Source organism: Xanthomonas sp. WCS2018Noco2-27, assembly GCF_031843525.1.
Taxonomy (GTDB): Bacteria; Pseudomonadota; Gammaproteobacteria; order Xanthomonadales; family Xanthomonadaceae; genus Xanthomonas.
The window spans coordinates 328,953-350,137 of record NZ_JAVTIK010000003.1 but is presented as its reverse complement, the minus strand read 5'-3'; the positions used below and the strand labels follow the sequence as shown (position 1 = coordinate 350,137).

The window sequence follows — 21,185 nt, the reverse complement described above, 5'->3', positions numbered from 1 at the left end:
CTCGGGATGCGTAACGCTTGCGAAGGGATTCATCCCTCGCCCGCTACAGCTCTGCTGCAGGGGTCGAGGCCGGACTCGCATCTCAAATAGCGACGGTCTTCAGCTTCTTGCGGCTGCCGTAGATCAGCACCGCCAGCGCACGCGACACGGTGATCGCGGTGAACATCGAGGCGAAAATACCGATCATCATGGTCAGCGCGAAGCCCTTCAACGGGCCGGTACCGAACGCATACAAGGCCACCGCCACGATCAAACCGGTGAGGTTGGCGTCCAGGATGGTGCCGCCGGCCTTTTCATAACCCGCGGCAATCGCCGACTTGGCCGGCACGCCCAGCCGCAATTCTTCGCGGATACGCTCGTTGATCAGCACGTTGGCGTCCACCGACAGACCGACCGACAGCGCAAGGCCAGCAAAACCCGGCAGCGTCATGGTGGCGCCGAACAGCGACATCACCGCCACCACAATCAGCAGATTGAACAGCAGCGCCACCGAGGTGATCGCGCCGAACACGCGGTAGTAGATGGTGAAGAACACCAGCGTGAACAGGAACGAGTACACCACCGCAGTGACGCCGCGCTCCACGTTTTCCGCACCCAGACTCGGGCCGATCACGTATTCCTCGACAAAATCCATCGGCGCAGCCAGCGAGCCGGACTTCAGCAGCTTGGCCAGGTTCTCCGCTTCCACCTTCTCCAGACCGGTGGTCTGGAAGTTCTTGCCGAACACGCCGGCGATGCGGGTCGGCGACAAGGCTTCTTCCTTGACCCGAACGCTACGCACTTCCTTGCCGTCGACCATGGTCACGGTGGGGATGCGCTCGATGTACACCACCGACATCAGCTTGCCGACGTTGGCGCTGGTGTAGTCGAGCATGCGCTGGCCGGCGACGTTGTTGAGCGTCACCGATACGGCGGGCATGCCGTTCTGGTCGTTGCTGACGCTGGCACTGACCATCTGGTCGCCGGTCACCAGCGCGCGCTTGTTGAGCAACACCGGCGCGCCGGTATCGCGCACGCGGTAAACCTTGGCTTCCGGCGGGATGCTGCCGCTGCGCACTGCGTCTTCGGCATTGCCGTCGACCACCGCGCGGAATTCCAGCGAGGCGGTGGCGCCGATCAGGCGCTTGGCCTCGGCGGTGTCCTGCAAACCGGGCAATTCGACCACGATGCGGTCTTCGCCCTGGCGCTGGATGGTCGGCTCGGACACGCCCAGCGCATTGACGCGATTGCGCAAGGTGGTGAGGTTCTGCTCGATCGCGCCGCTGGCGATCTGCTTGAGCTCGGCCTCCGGCACCTTCACTGCGATGTTTTGGCCGCTGACGTCGTAGGTCAGCAACGGCTGCGCCTTGGCCAGTGCGGTGCGCGCCGCATCGGCGCTGGCGCCCTCGCCCAGGCTGATCTGGATGCTGTTGTCGCCGCGACGCTCGACCGCCCGATAGGCGATGCGGCCGTCACGCAAGGTGGTGCGGATGTCTTCGGCAAAGCCTTCGATCCGCTTTTCCACTGCAGCCTTCTGATCGACCTGCATGGCGAAGTGCACGCCGCCGACCAGGTCCAGGCCCAGCACCATCGGCTTGCCGCCCAGCTTGGCCAGCCACTCCGGCACGGTGGAGGCCAGATTCAGCGCCACCGTGTAGTTCTCGCCCAGCTGCTGACGCAGCACATCGTTGGCGCGGGTCTGCGCCTGCAACGAGGACAGGCGCACCATCAGGCTGTCGCCTTCCTTGGTGACGGCTTTGGGCGTGATGCCCGCGCCCTTGAGCTCGCCGTCGATGCGGCTGCGCAATGCGTCGTCGAGCTGTGCACCGCGGCTGGCGGTGATCTGCACGGACGGGTCTTTCTGATAGATGTTGGGCAGCGCATACAACGCGCTGACCGCCAGCACCAGCAGGATCAGGAAATACTTCCAGCGAGGAAATTCGAGCATTGCGACAGTCCCGCACAGCACCATCCCGGCGCCGCGCCTAGCAGTGAGAACGACTTCAAGCGGCCAATACAACGTCGCGAGCGGTCATCCGGTGGATACGGGCAGTGCGCGGAGCGAAAACGCCAAGTGGCGCATTCCGACTCCGTGCACCGACTGCGCCCGCCTGACGGTGCGCGCAGCGGTGGTATTGCAGGCCTTCAATTGCAGCGACGTCTTGAGCAACCCAACGCAGGCATCGGCAGCGCGACGACAGCGGAGTGTACGAGCGGCCCCTGACGTTTTCGAGCACCGGCCGGCAGCGCCAGACGGTGCTCGATGCCGATAGCCCGACTCAGCTGGCGGACTTCAGCGTGCCCTTCGGCAGCACATGGCCCACCGCGCTCTTCTGCACGCGGATGCGGACGTTGTCGGCCACTTCCACGGTGATGAAGTTGTCGCCGATGTCGGCGATCACGCCGGCGACGCCGCCGGAGGTGATGACTTCATCGCCGCGTGCCAGCTTGTCCAGCAGCAACTTGTGCTCCTTCTGACGCTTCATCTGCGGACGAATCATCAAAAAATACATGACCGCAATCAGGATGATCGGCAGCGCGAAGGTGGACAGGCTCCCCATCGGGCCGGCGGCCGGCGCGCCACCGGTGGCTTGCGCCTGGGCGACCGGGATCAGGAAATCGAGCAAATTCATTCAGTGCATCCTAGTTTGGTGCCAGCGCGCCCCACGGGCCCACTCGCTATTCAGGTACCGCCAGAGCGGAACAGCCGGGAATTATGCCACGCGGGTTCCACCCCGTCCGCGCCGAGGGCACGGACGGCAGGGCTCAGCTGGTTTCCCCCGGCAACGGCGGCGTGGTGGCGCCGCGTGCCGCATAGAAGGACCGCCGGAACTGCACAAAGGTTCCCGCCGCGATCGCCGCACGCATGTCTGCCATCAGTTTTTCGTAGTACCAGAGGTTGTGCATGGTGCCCAGCATCGGGGCCAGCATCTCGTTGCAGCGGTCCAGGTGACGCAGGTAGGAGCGCGTGTAGCCGCTGCTGCAGGCATGGCAACCGCAGCCCGGCTCGATGGTGTCCAGGTCGCGTTCGTATTTGGCATTGCGGATGCGTACCGTGCCAAACGAGGTGAAATAGTGGCCGTTGCGCGCGTTGCGGGTGGGCATGACGCAGTCGAACATGTCCACGCCGCGCGCCACGCCTTCCACCAGGTCTTCTGGCCGGCCCACGCCCATCAGGTAACGCGGGCGGTCGGCCGGCAGCTGCGGATGCAGGTGTTCGAGCATGGCGTTGCGCTCGTGCTCGGGCTCGCCCACCGCCAGACCGCCGATGGCGTAGCCATCGAAGCCGATGGCGTGCAGGCCCTCCAGCGAGCGGCTGCGCAGGTCCGGGTGCACCCCGCCCTGCACGATGCCGAACAGCGCCGCGTCGTTGCCCAACCCGTCATGCGCATCGCGCGAGCGCTGCGCCCAGCGCAGGCTCAGTTCCATCGAGCGCCGCGCGACCTCTTCGGTGGCCGGGTACGGCGTGCACTCATCGAAGATCATCACGATGTCCGAATCGAGCACCTTCTGAATCTGCATGCTCTCTTCCGGACCCAGGAACACCCGCGCGCCATCGGTGGGCGAGGAAAAGGTCACGCCCTGCTCGGTAATCTTGCGACGGTGGGCTAGCGAGAACACCTGAAACCCGCCGGAGTCGGTGAGGATCGGCCCATCCCAGCGCGCAAACCCGTGCAAGCCACCGTGGTCGCCGATCACATCCAGCCCCGGGCGCAGATACAGATGAAAGGTGTTGCCCAGGATGATCTCCGCCCCCAGCGCGCGGATCTGCTCGGGCAGGATGCCCTTGACCGAGCCGTAGGTGCCCACCGGCATGAACGCCGGGGTTTCCACCGTGCCGCGCGGAAAGGTCAGGCGGCCACGGCGCGCGTGGCCGTCGGTGGTCTGGAGCTGGAACTGAAGTCGGGACATTGAAAGGCCGGGAATGGGGAGTCGGGAATCGGGAATGGGAAGAGCGGTTGGCAGGTGGCTGATCGTTCGGCGAACGCGCCTTACGATTCCCCATTCCCGATTCCCCATTCCCTGCCCCACAACAACATCGCATCGCCGTAAGAAAAAAAGCGATAGCGCTGTGCGATGGCGTGCGCGTAGGCGGCGAAGATGCGCTCGCGGCCGGCGAAGGCGGAGACCATCATCAGTAGCGTGCTTTCGGGCAGATGGAAGTTGGTGACCATCGCATCGACGCTACGAATGCGGTAGCCGGGCAGGATGAAGATCTGGGTTTCGCCGGCGAACGGCAGCAGTTCGCCATCGGGCGCGGCATCGGTGGTGCGCCAGGCGCTTTCCAGCGAGCGCACAACCGTGGTGCCCACGGCGATGACGCGGCCGCCACGGGCACGCGTGCGACGCACCTGCTCCACCAGCGCGGCACCGACGTTGAGCCACTCTTTATGCATCACGTGCTGGTCGAGCGCATCCACCCGCACCGGCTGAAACGTGCCGGCGCCGACATGCAGGGTGACGTGGCCGAACTCGACCCCGCGCTCGCGCAAGCGCGCCAGCAATTGCTCGTCGAAATGCAGGCCGGCGGTGGGCGCGGCGACCGCACCGACCTCGCGCGCAAACACGGTCTGGTAGCGCTCGCGATCTTCCAGCCCCGGCTCACGGCGGATGTAGGGCGGCAGCGGCAGGCGGCCGGCCTCGGGCAGCCACTGCTCCAGCGGCAACGGGATGTCGAAGCGCAGCAGATAGAACTCGCCATCGCGCCCCAGCACCTCGGCCTGGCCACCCGCGTCGAGCGCGATCAGGCTGCCGGCCTTGGGCGACTTGCTCGCGCCGATCTGCACCCGCGCCTCGCGTTCGCCCAGCAGGCGCTCGATCAGGATTTCCACCCTTCCGCCGCTGGCCTTCTGCCCGAACAGCCGTGCCGGGATGACGCGGGTGTCGTTGAAGATCAGCAGATCGCCCGGCTGCAACAGCTCGGGCAGATCGCGCACCTGGCGGTCGCTGAAGTCTGCAGGCGCTTTGGGCACCACCAGCAGACGGCTGGCCGCACGCTCGGCCAGCGGCGCCTGGGCGATCAGTTCGTCGGGAAGCGAATAGTTGAAATCGGACTTCTTCAAGGCGTGGCGGTGCAGCGGTTTGGGGGCGCTAGTTTAGCGGGACATGCTGAGGCAGGTTTGGCAGCCTTTTCCTCCAAGCAAACAAGACCCGCGGAGGTCGCGGAGGTCGCAGATCCTTCTCCGGTCGGGAGAAGGTGGCGCGCAGCGCCGGATGAGGGTGCGAGCGAAGCCTCATGGAGTTGAAATGCCACATGGGCTTCGCCCCGTACCCTCACCCCAACCCCTCTCCCGAGGGGAGAGGGGCTTGAGCGGCAGCTCGACTGCTTGTCCTTCTCCCGCCGGGCGGGAGAAGGTGGCGCGCAGCGCCGGATGAGGGTACGAGCGAAGCCTGATGGAGTTGAAATGCCACATGGGCTTCGCCCCGTACCCTCACCCCAACCCCTCTCCCGAGGGGAGAGGGGCTTGAGCGGCAGCTCGACTGCTTGTCCTTCTCCCGCCAGGCGGGAGAAGGTGGCGCGCAGCGCCGGATGAGGGTACGAGCGAAGCCTCATGGAGTTGAAATGCCACATGGACTTCGCCCCGCCCTCACCCCAACCCCTCTCCCGGGGGGAGAGGGGCTTGCTAGCTCGCGAATCATGACCCTCAGGATTCCCGACTCCCCGCCCCTCACCGCTCCAACTTCATCGACAGCCTCGGCTTGGGCGGCCGGGAGTGGAGATTCCGGATTGGGGATTCATAAGAGCCGGATCCGCAGGCCGGAACGCGGACGACACAAGCCAGCCCGCTTTTACGATTACCGATTACCGATTCCCGATTCCCAGCCCCTCACCGCTCGAACTTGGTCGACAGGATGATCGAGGTGGTGGTGCGCTCCACCCCGTCGATCGCGCCGATCGCATCGGTAAGCACGTCCATCTCGTTGACGCCGCCGACCACGCCCAGCGCGATCAGGTCGTAGGCGCCGCTAACCGAGTGCAGCAGGCGCACCTCGGCGATGTCGCGCAAGGCCTTGACCACGGCCGGCATCTTCTTGGGCAGCACGGTGATCAGGATGTGCGCGCGTATGCGGCCATGTTCGTAGTCGTCGTGGGTGCGCACGGTGTAGCCGCTGATCACGCCATCGCGTTCGAGCTTTTCGATGCGGCTTTGCACCGTGGTGCGCGACAAACCGAGCCGGCGCGCGATCTGTGCAGTGGACGCACGCGCGTCCTCGCGCAGCAGCGACAACAGGCGTTCGTCGGACGGGGTGATCTTCACAATGCGCATCCGGTTCGGCGAATCGACGAAAATACCGTACATCACGCCTAAATTCACGCTGCCAAACGCCGATCGTCTGCCGATAATAGGAAGGACAACGTCAATGCAGGAGATGCGCCATGTCCGTCCTCGCCCCGCTCGCCCCGCTGCGTGCCCACGCCGGCCGCCGCCTGACCGATGGCCTGGACGATGCCGCCATCGTGCGTCTGGCCGCCAACCATCCGGATCTGGCCCACGCCATCGACGCCGCTGCCGCCGAATACGCGCAGGTGCGCGATGACGCTGCCGACCTGCTCGATCTGGACGAAGGCGACCAGATCGCCGCCGTGCAGGACGGCTTCATCAACTTCTACGCCGACGATGCGGTGACGCCCTATGTGGCGCTGGCTGCGCGTGGGCCATGGGTGATCACGCTCAAGGGCGCGGTGCTCTACGACGCCGGCGGCTACGGCATGCTCGGCTTCGGCCACACCCCGGCGGCGGTGCTGGAGGCGATGGCGCGCCCGCAGGTGATGGCCAATGTGATGACCCCCAGCCTGGCGCAGCGCCGGCTGGACCGTGCCCTGCGCGCCGAGATCGGTCACACCCGCGGCGGCTGCCCGTTCGCACGTTTCATGTGTCTCAACTCCGGCTCCGAAGCAGTGGGCCTGGCCGCACGCATCGTCGATACCAACGCCAAGCTGCACACCGACCCGGGCGCGCGGCATGCCGAGGCCACCATCAAGCGCCTGGTGGTCAAGGGCAGCTTCCATGGCCGTACCGACCGCCCGGGGCTGTATTCGGATTCCAGCCGCAAGACCTACAACAAGTATCTGGCCAGCTACCGCGACGAAGATTCGGTGATTGCGATCGCGCCCTACGACGTGGCCGCCCTGGAGCGCGCCTTCGAAGAAGCGGTGCGCAACCACTGGTTTATCGAAGCGGTGTTCCTGGAACCGGTGATGGGCGAAGGCGACCCGGGGCGTGCCCTGCCGGCCGAGTTCTACGCCGCCGCACGCGCGCTCACCCGCTCGCACGGCAGCCTGCTGCTGGTGGATTCCATCCAGGCCGGCCTGCGCGCGCACGGCGTGCTGTCGGTGGTGGACTACCCCGGCTTCGAGCAGCTCGACCCGCCGGATCTGGAAACCTATTCCAAGGCGCTCAACGCCGCGCAGTACCCGTTGTCGGTGCTGGCGGTGACCGAGCACGCCGCGCAGGTGTATCGCAAGGGCACCTACGGCAACACCATGACCACCAACCCGCGCGCGCTCGATGTCGCCTGCGCCACGCTGGCGTTGTTCACGCCTGCAGTGCGCGACAACATCCGCACTCGCGGCGCACAGGCGATTGCCAAGCTGCAGGCGCTGCAGTCCGAACTGGGCGGCCTGATCACCAAGGTGCAAGGCACGGGGCTGCTGTTTTCCTGCGAACTGGCGCCGCAGTTCAAGTGCTATGGCGCTGGCTCCACCGAAGAGTGGCTGCGCCATCGCGGTGTCAACGTGATCCACGGCGGCGAGAACTCGCTGCGCTTCACCCCGCACTTTGCGATGGACGAAGACGAACTGGATCTGCTGGTCGGCCTGATCGCACGCGCATTGAAGGAAGGCCCGCGCCAGGTGCAGGCCGAGGCCGCCTGATCCGCGCCGGGCGATGCATCGGCTGCGCAGTTGCAGCCGATGCATCGCCCGCTTGGCTGTTGGAGTTGCCATCTGCGCCGCGTTGTTTGGTTTGGCAGCGTGGTCGGCACCAGCGGTCGTTGCGCAAGGCATCGACCGCGTTCAAGCAGATGCAAGGCGGTGGCCAAGCCCGCCTCTCATCCCACCCGTTGCCCCTCGCACAACAACTGCAAGGTGCAATGCGAAGCCAATCTGGCGTGCAAGCTTTCGCTTGCATGAATCGCCAACAACGTGCTTCGCGAATCGGCGAAACACCTTCGACCTGCGCCGCCTTCGCTCAGGTCGATGGCCGTGTCGCAACAACAAACGCACCAATCAGATCGGCACAGCGCTCAACTTGCGGCGCAGATAATTGGTCACGGCACGGTGTGGCGATTTGCCGCGCCACGACGCCCAGCACAAGTGCGAGCCAACGGCGATCTGGCCGCCACGATGCCCAAGCCCGAACCAGGTGCGATCCGGGTGGAAGGCGTTGCGCGGCGGGAACACGATGCCGGCGAACTGCCCGGCATGCGCGTTGTAGAAGCGGGTGAGCCCGCGCGGGCCGGAGATCATTGGAATCTCGCGGTGGTCTTCCAGCGTTTCCGGCGCATGCATGTTGAAAATGTGCTCGATGAACGCACCCCAGAACGGATGCCCCGCTTCGGAGCCGAAGACGGCGTTACCGATCTTGAAGTCGTCGTTGCCGGGCGTGCCTTCTTCAATGGGTAGCACGCATTGCTGCGACAGGACCTCCGCACCGAGTGGACGCAGCAGCTTGTAGTCGGTGTCGAAGTAGAAACCGCCGTGCGCATGCATGTACGCACAGCGCGCGATGTCCGCTTTCATCACGCCAAAACGGATGCGCTCGTAGCGCTGGGCAAACTCGGGAAACGCACGTCGCATCAGTTCAGAGTTATCGGCATCGTCCCAGACGTGACAGGTCCATCCGGGCAACAAACGCTGCAAACGATCGCAAACCCGGCGCTCCTCCCACAGCAAGTGCTTGGTGGGTGCGGTCAGGTGAATCAATTGGGGAATCATGGGGGGCGACTCGGTGGGCTGGGGGAGCCAGAGCCGTCACCGCAGCACCGCATCGAATCGGCTACTCGGTTGGCGGCTCAGCTGCGCCAACCGTAGTCGCACTAATGATGTGATGTAATTCACATTGCCTGATGATCAATCGCATTTCTCATCGATAGAATCGATGCATCCGCGAAGTTTTGAAACGACGCATAAACTCCATCGAATGCCCGATGAAACCTTCGCCGTTTTGTCATATTTAGAGCGACCAATAAAACGCAACGCGCAGTTATCAGGGGCACACGGATGGCGCGCTCTGATGCAGATTATGCACTTGGTATAGGCCACATCGAGTACCGACCGCGCCCACCTGGCGGTGAGCGCGGTGGTGGTGTTAGCCGCTCGACCTCGCAGCAGTCGCGCTCAGTTGAATATGCAGGGCGCCGCTGCGCGGTGCAGGCGCTTTACGCGCTAGTGCACACGCCGCCATCTTCGGGATGGCGTCACTGCCATGGGCACACGCTCGCTCACGCTCACGCGCCTGCTCAACTCACTCCCAGCAACGGTCCGCACGGCCCTTGAGCGTGGCGGTGCGCGGGCAATCGCGCGGTGCGATGCGCCCTTGCTCGTGCTCGATCAACCGCTTGTCGCCGCTTGCGTCGCGTTGCAGTTCGAACGCGTCGTACAGCCGCCCGGTAGCGGTGCGCGATTCGTAGACCAGCTGCTGGTTGTCGATACGCAGTACCTGATACAGCTGGGTGTCTTCGCCCACCGGGCGCATGGTCTTGCGCGCCATGTCCGAGAGCCGGTACTGCTTGGGCCCGGCGACCGACACCACGAAGACCGGCGTGGCCTGCCCGGCTTGGTCGCCGCGCCGGCCGTACGTGTGGTCATGCCCCTGCAGCACCAGATCCACCTTGTGCCGGCGGATCACCGGCAAGACCTGCTCGACCAGTTTTTCGTTCTCGCGATCGGCGCGCGGCGAAAAGAACGGCTGATGGATCAGCACGATCGACCACGGGTGCGGATTGTCGGCCAGCACCTTGTCCAGCCATTGCGCCTGCGCCGGCCCGGTGCCCAGGTCCAGCACCGAGGTGCCATCGAGCACGGCAATGCGCACGCCCTGGTAGTCGAACCAATAGCTGGTGCGCGCCGTGGCCGACGGCCCGTTACGCGGCAGCGCGAACGTTACCGGCCAATGGCTGCCCAGGGTGCGGGTGGCCTGCGGGGTCTCATCGCCCTCTTCGTGGTACTCGTGATTGCCCGGTGCCGGCGCCACTGCGGTGCCTTCCAGCAACCAGCGCCCGGCTTCGAACCATTCGGCCCATTCGTTGTCGTCCTGGCCGTCCTTGCCGCTGACCAGATCGCCGGCAAACAGCGCCAGCCGCGCATCCGGCGCCGAGCGCCAGGCCTGGCGGATCACCCGTGAGACCAGGCTGAGATTCTTGTTCTGGGTATCGCCGAAATACAGCAACGTCAGCGGGGTCTGCGCCGTGGCCGCGGTGCGGAAGTGATTCCACGCGCCCCAGGTGTCATGGCCCTGCACGCGGTAAGCGTACAGCGTGTCGGGCTTGAGGCCGTCGATGTCGGCGCGATGATGGTGCGAGCGGCCATTTTCGCTGGTCAGCGTGGCGGTGCTGGCACGCAGACGCCGCGGCGTGCCGACGTCGGGCGAATCGCCAGCAATCACCAGCTCCAGCCACGGCTGATCGACGCTGGCATCGGTGCGCCAGGCCACCGCGAAACCGGTCGCAGCGTCCTGTGCGGGCGTGGCGACGATGCGGTCCGGGAAGCCGTCGGCCACGTAATGGGTGGACCCGGCCGGCACCTGCGTATTCGGCTCTGCTGCGCGCTCGCCAGCCAGCGCGTGGCTAGCGGCAAGCGCCATCAACGACAGCGCTGCATAACACGCGGTACGCGCAGCGCTCATGGTGCGCAGTCCTTCAGGCGCAGGGTGCGTGCGATGTCGCGCCAATCGAATGCGGCCACCGCCTGGTCGTCGTGCAGTGCGTAGAACACACCACCGGGGAAACGCGCATCGCCGCGTTGATCCAGCCACACACCATCGGTATTGGCGGTCACGCGGCCGGCGAATGCGCCCACATGCGCCAGCGTTTTGCGATCGAACACCTGGAATACGCTGCGATCCTTGAACTGATCGGTGGCGATCCAGTAGCCGCTGCCATCAGCGCACTGCAGCAAGGTCAACCCCTCGGCCTGCGCCTTGAACAGCCCGGCGCCCACGTCGCGCCCGCGATAGCGCCCGTCCATGCCGTACTCGCGCAACTGCGTGCCCACCGCCACATCTTCTTCGGCAATCAGCAGCCGCGCATTGGCCTCATCGCCGAATACCGACTCGGCGATGCGCACCGCACCGGCTTCGGTGGTGTCGCCAAAACTCTGCGTCAGACGTGACTGCCAGCCCTGCCCTGCCGCATTCAACTGATAACGACGGAAGCGTTGGCCCAGCTCGGCCAGCGGCGGCGGCTGGTCCTTGTTGGCCGGCGACATGTAGTTGTCGCTAACCACCACCTCGTAGCCGCCGTCATGCTTGCGCACCCACAATCCGTAAGGCTCGCGCAAGTCGTCCTGGCCGAACGCGGTCAGCGGTTTGAACTCCGGCAGCGAAAACACCTGCACGCGGCGGTTGTCGCGCTCGACCACGAACACCAGATCATCGACCACCGAAATCCCGTTGGGCCGATCCAGCTTGCCCAGCGCCTTGCCCTTGCCGCCGACCACGCGCAGCCGCTTGCCGCTGTCGCCATCGAATACCACCAGCGCATGCGTGGCCTTGGACGTGGCGATCACCCAGCGGCGGCCATCGGGCGCGATCCAGCTGGCCGGCGAATCCAGATTGTCGGACGGCGTCAATGCGGTGATGAAGGCTTCCGGCACCACTTCATGCGCCACCTTCGCTTCGCTGAGCATTGGGTCGGTGAGCAACGCTTCGTCGGCTTCGCGGTCGACCGGCTTGGTCGCGCAGCCTGCCAATAGCAACGCGCTCGCAAGCAATGTGGAATGCAGCAATACGCCAGTCCGCATCACAGCGCCACCTTCAGGCCCAGCGCATAGGTACGGCCGTACTCTTCGTTCTGCAGCGTGCGCGAGGGCACGCCCTGATACAGCTCTAATGGCTCATCCAGCAGGTTCTGCGCTTCCAGATACAGGCTGACGTGGCTGTTGAACTGATAACTCATGCTGACATCCAGCTGGGTGTGCGGGGCGACATAGATATCGTACGCGCGGCTCTGGCCGATGGTGTCCAGATATTCGCTGCGATACACCGCCGCCACACGTGCGCTGAAGCCGTATTTTTCATAGCCCAGATGGCCGCTGTAGATGCGCTTGGACGAGCGCGGCAGCATGAACTCGTCGCCGGCGCGATTGCTCAGGCCCGGGTCGAAGTCGCTGTCCAGGGCGGTGGCACTGGCACCGACCAACACGCCATTCCAGCCTTCGGGCAGGAAGTCCAGCGTCTGCTGCCAATTGAACTCGGCGCCGCGCACCTTGGCGGTGTCGCCATTGATCGAGCGCGTCACCTGCAGGCCAGGAAATTCGGCATCGGTGGTGCTGAGGGTCTGCACGATGTAATCGTCGATCGACTTGTTGAACACGCCCAGCGACACCAGCCCGGTGCTGCCGATGTATTTTTCGAACGACAGATCCAGATTGGTGGAGCGATACGGGTTGAGGTCCGGGTTGCCGATGCTCACTTCTTCATCGCCGCGGTTGATGCTCACGCGTGGCGACACATCGCCGAACGACGGGCGCGACAAGGTCTTGTTGGCCGCAAACCGCAACACCCAGTCGTTGCTGCTGTCGTAACGCAGGTGCAGGCCCGGCAACACATTGGTGTAGCTGCTGGAGGCTTGGCGCGGCGTTACCGTGGCGGTGCGGCCGTTGTCGGCCACGTCCACCTGGTTGCCGGTGGCGTTGAACTGGGTGTTCTCCACGCGGACGCCGGCAATCATGCGCAACGCCCCGATATCCCAGGTGCCCATCGCATACGTGGCGAACACGTCTTCGCTCGCGGTGTAGTCGTCCTGCAGAGAGGTCTGCACATTGCCGCCCACCTCCTGCGGACGTGCGCTGTACAGACCACCCGACGCCCGCCAGTAGCGGCGCATGCCGTCCGAACCGATGCTTTCGCCCAAGGTGCCGCCACGGTGCTCCGGTGCGGCGGTGGTCCAGCTGCTCAGATCGATCGCCGGGCCACGCCGCAGTTCCTGTTCGTTGACGTCCACATCGCGTTCGCGCCAGCGACCGAGCACACCCATCTTCAGGCTGGAATGTTCGCCGTCGAAGCGCACATTGACCTGCGCACTGTGCTCGCTGTCGTCCACCGTCTTGGGCGCCAGCACGAAGCGGTCGAACACGAAGTCCTGGTTGCTCTGCCATCCGTTATCGGAAAAACCCAGCCGCGGGATGCCACTGCGCTGATCCACGGTGGCCGACAGGTCGTCGCCGTCGTAGTCGAAGCGCGCCTCCATCTCATCGTTCACCCGCTCGGTGGTCTTGGTGTAGCCCACCTTGTAATCGAGCGTGGCGCTGCTCAGGCGGTTTTCGCCGCCGAAGCTGATCGCCGTGTTGTCTTCCTTCTTGGTGCGGTAGCGTACGCGCTTGGCGATGCTGTCTGCCGGCAGATCGGCCACGTTGTAGGTGCCATCGCCGTTGGCGCTTACCTGCCCATCGGCCAGCCCGAAGATGGTGCGCTGGCGCGTTTCGGCATCGTCGAAACGGCTGTACAGCGAGCGCAGGTAGTAGCGGTTGTCGGCGTCCGGGCGCCAGTCCAGATTGAGGTTGGCGCCCATGCGGGTGCGCTCGATAAAGTACTTGCGGCGCTGCACTTCGCCAGCAAACAGGTCGTCGGCAGCGCCACCGGCGAAGGCGTCGTACGCCACTTCGGTGTTGTCGGATTCGAACTCGCGGTCCTGATAGTTCACACCCACCGCCACACCGAAGGTGCCGTTGTAGATGTCGCTGTAATTGAACGCGCCCTTGGGGCTGGTCTTGCCCGACAGCGACTGATGGCTACCTTCGATCGAACCGCGCAGGGTGCGCCCGTCGCGATCGAACGCAGAGGTGGATTCCACCTGGATCGCGCCGCCGATCGAATCGCCCGGCATGTCCGGCGTGGGCGACTTCACCACCTTCAAGCGCTCGGTGGAATCGGACGGAATCACGTCCAGCGGCGCCGAACGCGTGCCGTCTTCGGGCGTGCCCATGCTCATGCCGTCGATGGTCACGCTGTTGAGCGACGAATCCAGGCCGCGGATCACCACAAAGCGCCCCTCGCCCTGATCGCGGGTGACGCTGACGCCGGGCAGGCGCTGCAAGGATTCTGCAACATTCTTGTCGGGGTAACGGCCCATCGCATCGGAGGCCACTGCATCCTGGATCGCATCGGACGCGCGCTTGAGATCGACTGCGCGCTCCTGCGCTTCCAGCTGCGGGCGCACTTCCAGCCGCTCCAGATCGATGGCTGCCGCACCGCTGGCTGCACCGGAGGCAGCAGCAGCCTCTGCCGCCTGTGCCTGCGGGCCCCAGCCGGCGGTTGCCAGCGTCAGCGTGATCGCCAGGCAGAGCGGAGTCTTGTTCAACACGAGTGCTTCCCCAATCGGTTAAGAATGGGTGTGCACACTATGTCTGCGACGTTTCACCGACATGACATATGCAAGCGCGATCACACCCGATGTGTGGCAGCGCCACGCATGGCTGCGGCACACTGTGCGCCTCTCCCGTCTGTCGCTGCCCATGAAAATCGTCGAAGTCCGCCACCCTCTCGTCCAGCACAAAATCGGCCTGCTGCGCGATGCCGCCTTGAGCACCAAGGGCTTTCGTGAACTAGTGACCGAACTCGGCACCCTGCTGGCCTACGAGGCCACGGCCAACCTGGACACCGAATCGCATGTACAACAAGGCTGGGCCGGCCCGGTCAATGTGCAGCGCATCGCCGGCGCCAAGATCACCCTGGTGCCGATCCTGCGCGCCGGCCTTGGCATGCTGCCAGGCGTGCTGGCACTGATCCCCGCCGCGCGCGTCAGTGTGGTCGGCCTGCAACGCGATGAAGAAACCCTGCAACCGGTGCCCTACTTCGAACGCCTGACCGGCCGCCTGGAAGAACGCGACGCGCTGATCCTTGACCCCATGCTGGCCACCGGCGGCACCTTGATCGCCACCATCGACATGCTCAAGCGCGCTGGCGCCCGCCGCATCAAGGGCATCTTCCTGGTCGCCGCGCCGGAAGGTCTGAAAGCGCTGGAAGCCGTGCACCCGGACGTCGAGGTCTACACCGCCGCCATCGACGACCACCTCAACGAAAAGGGCTACATCCTGCCTGGCCTGGGCGATGCGGGCGACCGGATTTTCGGAACGCGGGTGGAGTGAGTCGCAGCGGGAGCCTCAGGGTCGACCGAGTCTGAAATGGGCCGACGAGTCACTCGCTCGGGTGACTGATTGGTCAAAGACCCGCTTGGCAAGCCCCTCTCCCATTGGGAGAGGGGTTGGGGTGAGGGTACGGCATGCCAGCATTCTTGCCGACGCCGTACCCTCATCCGGCGCTACGCGCCACCTTCTCCCGATGGGAGAAGGGACAGCCCCCCCTGCGCACGCGCATGAGATAGCAACTAAGAGCAGCTAACAAAACGACTGTGCAGCCGCCAGACGGGCACGGCCGGTGCTTGGAATCGGCATGTGCCCATCTCGTACACTCCGGGTCTGAGCGCGCCGCCCGCACCCACCTGACGACTGCTCGCTACGTTTTATCAGCCGCTCTAAATACAGTGATAGCGCTGCGGCCTGATGGTGCGGCTTGCTAGAAACCTCAGGCATCCATCAGCGCGTTGACGCCTCGATGGCCGCACTCACATACACCAGCGGCGCATTCCAGTTGATGGCGACTTCATTGCTCGCGTAACTGCAGGTGTTATCCAGATACGACAGCGCCGGCAACGTGGACGGATACGGCACCTTGCAGTCCTTGGCGTCCTGCTGGCCCGGCTGCGGGCCGCCGGCCAACCAGCCCGGCACCGGCGCGTCGATGCCGTCGGCCTCCGAGGGGCGATGGTGGATATGCATCGGCGTGCGCTGGCCTACCCCGGTGACGAACGACAACCCCAGCGGATTGCGCCCCAGGATGTAATCCAGATGCGATTGCGCGGCATCCAGCGTCGTCCGTTGTTTGGTCAGGCGATAGCCCTGCAATAGCATCATCGCGCGGTTGAGTACGGCGGAATTACTGCCCCAGACGAAATCCTTGTCGGTCATGGCCAGGCGCCACGGCGATGCCTGCCATTGCTCGGTCAACTGCTGCGCCAGACCGGTGATCTCACCGGTGATGCGCGCACGATCCGCATGCGCGGTCAGCGTGTCGCGGTGCGCGGCCAGCGACATCCAGGCCAGCCCGCCGACATTGCTCCAGCCCGGAACGCTGGCCGGCACATTGCGCGCCAGCATCGCATCGTAGAAACCATCCTCGCGGGTGGTGACATACAACTCCGCCGCCGCCCACGCGAATTCGTCGTCGACCTGCGCATCGTCATAGCCGCCGGTCCGCACGTCGTCGGGCTGGCGATAGATCACATCCGGATGCTGCTGCGCCCACGCCCAGGCATCACGCGCTGCCTTCAACATGCGCGCCGACACCCCCGGATACTGCTTTTCGAACGGCGCATACACACGGCTGGCCGCGGCCATCACCGCTGCAAAATCCAGCGTGGCCGCCGTGGCCTTCATCACCACGTAGCGTTGCTGCTTGGCCTGATCGGGCATCACCAGCCCGTCGAACTGCTTGTCGGTGAGTTTGTGGTACACGCCACCATCTGCCGGGTCCTGCATGGCCAGCATCCATTCCAGATTCCACCAGGTTTCCTGCAGGATGCCGGGTACGCCGGGCGCGTCGTTGGGGATGGTCAGGGCCTGCGCCTTGAACAGCGCCGGGTAGTGCTCGTAGGCCGCCAGCAAGGTGTAGGTACTGATGCCGGAGTTGACGATGTACTTGTTGTAATCGCCGGCGTCGTACCAGCCCTTGGGCGCACTGATCACGCTATCGGTCGGACGCGTGGCCGATGCCGCCGATGGATGGATGCGTACCTGCGTGTCCGGATGCCCAGACGCACGCGCATAGCGCCCGGCGAACTGCGCCGGCAACGCGGTGCTGGCGCGATTGAAATAAAACGCCTTCAGCGAGGCATCGACCACCGGCTGATACGCATGCGCGTTGATCGGGAATGCATCCGAGGCCGGCAACCCATCGATCTTCAACCGGTAGGTTCCCGGCGCACGCACGCTGGAGAAATCCGCCACCCGCGCCTGCTGCCCGGCCGGCGACCACAGCGCTGGCGGTTGCAACGTGCCTTTCAGCACCGTGCGGCCCTGCGCATCTTCGACCGTGAAACGGTCCGCCCCCGGCGCCGCGCCCTGCGGCAACCCGACCACCGCCAACTTGGCCGAGCCCGGCAGATAGCCGAGTTGATTGACGTGGATCGAACCGCCAGCGCCATCCGAAACGGACTCGGCGGTACAGGCGGTCGATGGAAGTATCAGCGCAGCGGCGGTCAACAAAGCGGAGAAATTTTTCATACGCCATGGTGGCCGCACTGCAACGCCACGACAAGCCCGACCCTACCGAAGGCGGCCGCAACTCAGCCAGCTCACGCCAGCCGTTGCACCGCATCAGCGAATGAACTGCCCAGCCCGCGACCTATTTCTCTGCGACAGCACAGGGCCAGTCCAACCGGATAGCACTGGCCAGCCGGGAATCGTATTTTCCGTTGCAACGTACTGCCAGCCATGCCGCAGTCTTTCAGTGATTGCACCGGATTGACCGGCCCGCCGTTCGGGTCAGTGGCATCCACGACGGGAGCATCTCCAATACCCCATCGAATTGCCTGCAATTGCACTCGTTTAGGCCAATCGCTCTTGTCCATCGCCAGCTAACGTGGCTTGGCCTCGATGCACTGCATCCGCCCCGGATGCAGCGAGCGGCGCCCTGTCATTCCATGGCCTTGAAGGACAACCCAATGAACATCGTCAAAAGCAACAAAAAACCAATCGCACCTGGCTCACTGGACTCTGAGCAGCATCAAGCGAAACAACGTGGGATGCCACGCTGGAAGCCATTCCTCGCCGGCAATACCAATCCGGACGTCTATCTACTGGACGGCAATCTGGTAGTGCGCCTGGTCGACAGCATCGTCGATAAAAAGGAAGGCGACTACGACGACACCTATACCGTTTATCAAGCCAATGATGAACATTATTACGGACTACTGAACTAGAGCAGCTAACACAGCTGCCGTGCAGCCGCGGGGCGGCCTCGGCTGGTGCTCGGTGCGGCATGTCGCACCCGTACACTCCGTTTCTGAGCACGCCGCGCGCACCCACCTGACGACGGCTCGCCAGGTTTTGCTGCCCGCTCTAATCCTGAATCGCTGTCATGGCACGTCATAACGCGCAGATGGCAGGCGTTGGCCTGCCATCTGCGCTCGGATCATTTTGGAGAAACGCTGGAAGCATTCTGCGTGTCCAACTGCACCTGCGCCTTCCCCACCGGATTGCGCGGGTCGCTGCCGCCACTGAGCACATTGCTGCGCTTGTCCCATTCCACCGTCTGCAGGTTGCCCCACACGTGGCTGGACCCGCGGCCGCCTTCTGCCGTATCGCCGGGCAGTTTGAGCGCGTGGCCCATCGCCTGCAGGCCCTTGGCGGTCTGCTGTGAGAACGCGTCGGTTTCGGCATCGATGACGTCCGGCAACCACTGATGGTGATAGCGCGGCAAGGCACTGACTGCCTGCGCATCCAGCCCCGCGTCGTAACCCAGGATACCGAGCAGCACCATGGTGATGATGCGGCTGCCGCCCGGGGTACCCAGCACGATCGCCTTGTCGGCCGATTCCATGAAGGTGGGCGTCATCGAGCTGAGCATGCGCTTGCCCGGCTTGGGCGCGTTGGCCGCGTAGCCCATCACGCCAAAGGCGTTCGGCGTGCCCGGCTTGAGCGCAAAGTCGTCCATCTCGTCGTTGAGCAGCACGCCGGTGCCCTTGGGGATCAGGCCCGAGCCGTACAGCAGGTTGACGGTCTGAGTGCCGCCGACGCGATTGCCTTCGCCATCGATGATGGAAAAGTGCGTGGTCTCGTCGTCTTCCAGCGGCGTGGGGTTGCCCGACAACAGATCGCTGGGCGTGGCTTTTTCCGGATTGATGGTGGCACGCAGGCCTTGCGCATAATCCTTGCTGGTCAGCACGCGCTGCGGCACGTCGACAAAGTCCGGGTCGCCCAGAAAGAACGTGCGATCGCGGTAGGCACGGCGCATCGATTCCACCACCAGATGCGTGCGATGCACGTCATCGAGCTTGTTCAAGTCCCAGCCTTCCAGAATCTGCAGCATGGCTGCCAGCGCAATACCACCCGAGGACGGCGGCGGCGCGGTGGTGATCTTCCAGCCGCGATAATCGAACTGGATCGGCGTGCGCTCTTTCACCGTGTAACCGGCCAGCTCCGCCGCATTCCAATGCCCGCCCGCCTGCTTGACGCCGGCGATCAGCTTCTTGGCGGTCTCGCCCTTGTAGAACCCGTCGAAGCCCTTGTCGCCGAGTAGCTTCAAGGTGTGGGCCAACTCGGGTTGCTTGAAGGTGTCGCCTTCGGCAATGGGTTTTCCGCCGCGCAAATACACCTCACGCGTCCCGGGATAGCGCTCCATCACTTCGCGTCGCGAGGCGTAGCCCTTGGCCATGCGCGCATACACCGGGAAGCCGTCGCTGGCGATGCGGATCGCCGGCGCCAGCGATTGTTTGAGCGGCAGCCGGCCGTGCTTGGACGCCAGCTCCACCAACGCGGCGGGCAGACCGGGAATACCGGCCGACCACGGCCCGTTGACCGAGCGGTCGCGGTCCAGTTCGCCCTGCTTGTTGAGGAATTTTTCCGGCGTGGCCGATTCCGGCGCGTATTCGCGCGCGTCCAGCATCACGTCCTTGCCGGTCTTGGCATCGTGCAGCAGAAAGAATCCACCGCCACCCAGGCCCGAGCTGATCGGCTCGACCACCGCCAGCGTGGACGACACCGCAATGGCCGCATCGAACGCGTTGCCGCCCTCGCGCAGGATCTGCAGCCCGGCATCGGTGGCCAATGCATGGCCGCTGGCCACCGCCGCACCGGGCGGATGCGTGGCGACCGCAGCGGGCGCGCCGGCGGAAGGCTTTGCACCATCCGCAGACCAGGCCTGCGGTGCCAGCACCAAGGCCAGCAACAGCAGGCCGCGTGTCGAAAAACGTTGGGAGAAAGTGCTCACGGGACGGGAGGCTCCTGTTCGTACAGTTCGGGATGATCGCGCTGCAGCTGCATGAGCTTGGCCAGCAATTGATCATGGGTTTCCGGAATGTCCGGATCCGGGTCGATGCACTCGACCGGGCACACCACCACGCATTGCGCTTCGTCGAAATGGCCCACGCATTCGGTACAGCGTGCCGGATCGATCACGTAGATGGTTTCGCCCATCGAGATCGCCTGATTCGGGCATGCCGGTTCGCAGACGTCGCAATTGACGCACAGCGCATTGATCTTCAGCGACATGGCAGCTCCGCAGATCGGGGCGCAGCGCACTGCAGCAGGCAGGCGCAAACCGCGCGGGCGAGCCGGGCGACAACGCCGTGAGCGTTGCCGGAAGCCGGCCCAGACAGGCCGGCTCCGATGGAGTGCAACTTCAGCAGCATGGTGCGTTTCCACGCCGCGGCCGGGTGCGCCCTCCCGCGCATCCGGCCTGATACGGCATTACTTGGCTTCAACGAAGGTGTATTCCGCGCCCTTGGGCTGGACGATGGTCTGCACGCGCGCATTCTCGGCGGCGTCGCCGATGAACAGCACGCGCACGCCCTTCATCGAATCCGGCTGCACGTCCTTGAACGCGGCGTCGATCAGGTCGGCCATCTTGGTGGAGGCGGACGAACCGAAGGCCAGCATGTTGCCCGGCTGCACGCCACGCGCCAGCGCGGTCTTGACGCTTTCCAGCTGACGCTCGTAGCTGCCGGCGAACTCGGCATCGGATTCCGGCGGCAAGTAGTACAGGAACGGGCTGTTGGTGGTGACGCCCAGGTTCTGGCCAACCACTTCCTGCAGGTACTTCTTCCAGCCGGCGTTGTCGTCCTTGGCCGGGGCCTTCAGCGCTGCCGGAGCGGCAGCGGCAGTCGGCGCCGGCTCTTCTTTCTTGCAGGCGGTGACCGCCAGAGCGGCGATCGAAGCGAGCGCCAGAGCGCGCATGGTGTGTTTCATGAAACTCCTCCCTTTGAAAAGC

16 protein-coding genes and 1 other RNA gene are annotated in these 21,185 nt (G+C 64.7%); 4 read left to right on the top strand and 13 right to left on the bottom strand.

Annotation, left to right across the window (positions count from 1 at the left end; translation table 11 throughout):
- Nucleotides 1–82: 82 nt before the first annotated feature.
- The 5 genes from secD to RQH86_RS09080 form a co-directional block, all read right to left on the bottom strand.
- Complete coding sequence (gene secD, locus RQH86_RS09100; protein WP_055851713.1) at nt 83–1,927, bottom strand: protein translocase subunit SecD; 1,845 nt, start codon at nt 1,925–1,927, stop codon at nt 83–85.
- Between the two features lie 331 nt (nt 1,928–2,258).
- Nucleotides 2,259–2,612 (bottom strand): preprotein translocase subunit YajC, encoded by a 354-nt coding sequence (gene yajC / locus RQH86_RS09095; protein ID WP_311240597.1) that lies wholly within the window; start codon nt 2,610–2,612, stop codon nt 2,259–2,261.
- 133 nt (nt 2,613–2,745) lie between these two features.
- Entirely contained in the window at nt 2,746–3,891 is a 1,146-nt protein-coding gene (gene tgt, locus RQH86_RS09090; protein WP_115513243.1) for a tRNA guanosine(34) transglycosylase Tgt, read from the bottom strand.
- Between the two features lie 80 nt (nt 3,892–3,971).
- Complete coding sequence (gene queA / locus RQH86_RS09085; protein ID WP_311240596.1) at nt 3,972–5,042, bottom strand: tRNA preQ1(34) S-adenosylmethionine ribosyltransferase-isomerase QueA; 1,071 nt, start codon at nt 5,040–5,042, stop codon at nt 3,972–3,974.
- Nucleotides 5,043–5,807: 765 nt separating this feature from the next.
- The gene (locus tag RQH86_RS09080; protein ID WP_259150784.1) at nt 5,808–6,239 is read right to left on the bottom strand and encodes an Lrp/AsnC family transcriptional regulator; all 432 of its coding nucleotides are present in this window, start codon (nt 6,237–6,239) and stop codon (nt 5,808–5,810) included.
- Nucleotides 6,240–6,358: 119 nt separating this feature from the next.
- Here RQH86_RS09080 and RQH86_RS09075 point away from each other — a divergent pair, with 119 nt between their 5' ends.
- A complete protein-coding gene (locus tag RQH86_RS09075) occupies nt 6,359–7,855 on the top strand; it encodes an aminotransferase class III-fold pyridoxal phosphate-dependent enzyme (protein WP_311260647.1) in 1,497 nt (498 codons plus the stop codon).
- Between the two features lie 354 nt (nt 7,856–8,209).
- Here the strand turns inward: RQH86_RS09075 and RQH86_RS09070 are convergent, their stop codons facing one another.
- From RQH86_RS09070 to RQH86_RS09055, 4 genes are all read right to left on the bottom strand, one after another.
- Nucleotides 8,210–8,917 carry a glycosyltransferase gene (locus RQH86_RS09070; protein WP_311240029.1) on the bottom strand — a complete coding sequence of 236 codons (708 nt, stop codon included), beginning with the start codon at nt 8,915–8,917 and terminating at the stop codon, nt 8,210–8,212.
- Between the two features lie 529 nt (nt 8,918–9,446).
- Entirely contained in the window at nt 9,447–10,826 is a 1,380-nt protein-coding gene (locus RQH86_RS09065; RefSeq protein ID WP_311240028.1) for a metallophosphoesterase family protein, read from the bottom strand.
- Nucleotides 10,823–11,941, bottom strand: a complete 1,119-nt coding sequence (locus tag RQH86_RS09060) for a phytase (protein WP_311240027.1) — start codon at nt 11,939–11,941, stop codon at nt 10,823–10,825. The genes RQH86_RS09065 and RQH86_RS09060 overlap by 4 nt, the downstream gene beginning before the upstream one ends.
- On the bottom strand, nt 11,941–14,502 hold the full coding sequence (locus RQH86_RS09055; RefSeq protein ID WP_311240026.1) for a TonB-dependent receptor: 2,562 nt from the start codon (nt 14,500–14,502) through the stop codon (nt 11,941–11,943). The genes RQH86_RS09060 and RQH86_RS09055 overlap by 1 nt, the downstream gene beginning before the upstream one ends.
- Nucleotides 14,503–14,653: 151 nt before the next feature.
- Here RQH86_RS09055 and upp point away from each other — a divergent pair, with 151 nt between their 5' ends.
- Together upp and RQH86_RS09045 are read left to right on the top strand one after the other, a co-directional pair.
- A complete protein-coding gene (upp, locus tag RQH86_RS09050) occupies nt 14,654–15,286 on the top strand; it encodes a uracil phosphoribosyltransferase (protein WP_104616614.1) in 633 nt (210 codons plus the stop codon).
- 304 nt (nt 15,287–15,590) lie between these two features.
- A non-coding RNA gene (locus RQH86_RS09045) (sX9 sRNA) lies at nt 15,591–15,669 on the top strand.
- A gap of 64 nt (nt 15,670–15,733) precedes the next feature.
- On the opposite strand, the gene RQH86_RS09040 is transcribed toward RQH86_RS09045, so the two are convergent.
- Complete coding sequence (locus RQH86_RS09040; protein ID WP_311240025.1) at nt 15,734–17,479, bottom strand: glycoside hydrolase family 9 protein; 1,746 nt, start codon at nt 17,477–17,479, stop codon at nt 15,734–15,736.
- Nucleotides 17,480–17,919: 440 nt separating this feature from the next.
- Between RQH86_RS09040 and RQH86_RS09035 the strand changes: the two genes are divergently transcribed.
- Entirely contained in the window at nt 17,920–18,177 is a 258-nt protein-coding gene (locus RQH86_RS09035; protein ID WP_311240024.1) for a hypothetical protein, read from the top strand.
- Between the two features lie 212 nt (nt 18,178–18,389).
- Here the strand turns inward: RQH86_RS09035 and ggt are convergent, their stop codons facing one another.
- The 3 genes from ggt to RQH86_RS09020 form a co-directional block, all read right to left on the bottom strand.
- Nucleotides 18,390–20,186, bottom strand: coding sequence for a gamma-glutamyltransferase (ggt, locus tag RQH86_RS09030; protein WP_311240023.1), 1,797 nt, complete (start codon nt 20,184–20,186; stop codon nt 18,390–18,392).
- The gene (locus RQH86_RS09025) at nt 20,183–20,467 is read right to left on the bottom strand and encodes a YfhL family 4Fe-4S dicluster ferredoxin (protein WP_055851675.1); all 285 of its coding nucleotides are present in this window, start codon (nt 20,465–20,467) and stop codon (nt 20,183–20,185) included. Before RQH86_RS09025 ends, ggt begins: the two co-directional genes overlap by 4 nt.
- A 198-nt stretch (nt 20,468–20,665) precedes the next feature.
- Entirely contained in the window at nt 20,666–21,163 is a 498-nt protein-coding gene (locus RQH86_RS09020; RefSeq protein WP_311240022.1) for a hypothetical protein, read from the bottom strand.
- Nucleotides 21,164–21,185: the final 22 nt, after the last annotated feature.

Excerpts from the sequence above, each read along its gene's own strand:
- RQH86_RS09075 (WP_311260647.1), top strand. The coding sequence starts at position 6,359 with ATGTCCGTCCTCGCCCCGCTCGCCCCGCTGCGTGCCCACGCCGGCCGC.
- RQH86_RS09070 (WP_311240029.1), bottom strand. The coding sequence starts at position 8,917 with ATGATTCCCCAATTGATTCACCTGACCGCACCCACCAAGCACTTGCTG.
- RQH86_RS09020 (WP_311240022.1), bottom strand. The coding sequence starts at position 21,163 with ATGAAACACACCATGCGCGCTCTGGCGCTCGCTTCGATCGCCGCTCTG.
- tgt (WP_115513243.1), bottom strand. The coding sequence starts at position 3,891 with ATGTCCCGACTTCAGTTCCAGCTCCAGACCACCGACGGCCACGCGCGC.
- RQH86_RS09025 (WP_055851675.1), bottom strand. The coding sequence starts at position 20,467 with ATGTCGCTGAAGATCAATGCGCTGTGCGTCAATTGCGACGTCTGCGAA.
- RQH86_RS09040 (WP_311240025.1), bottom strand. The coding sequence starts at position 17,479 with ATGAAAAATTTCTCCGCTTTGTTGACCGCCGCTGCGCTGATACTTCCA.
- upp (WP_104616614.1), top strand. The coding sequence starts at position 14,654 with ATGAAAATCGTCGAAGTCCGCCACCCTCTCGTCCAGCACAAAATCGGC.
- RQH86_RS09035 (WP_311240024.1), top strand. The coding sequence starts at position 17,920 with ATGAACATCGTCAAAAGCAACAAAAAACCAATCGCACCTGGCTCACTG.
- yajC (WP_311240597.1), bottom strand. The coding sequence starts at position 2,612 with ATGAATTTGCTCGATTTCCTGATCCCGGTCGCCCAGGCGCAAGCCACC.
- RQH86_RS09060 (WP_311240027.1), bottom strand. The coding sequence starts at position 11,941 with ATGCGGACTGGCGTATTGCTGCATTCCACATTGCTTGCGAGCGCGTTG.
- RQH86_RS09065 (WP_311240028.1), bottom strand. The coding sequence starts at position 10,826 with ATGAGCGCTGCGCGTACCGCGTGTTATGCAGCGCTGTCGTTGATGGCG.
- secD (WP_055851713.1), bottom strand. The coding sequence starts at position 1,927 with ATGCTCGAATTTCCTCGCTGGAAGTATTTCCTGATCCTGCTGGTGCTG.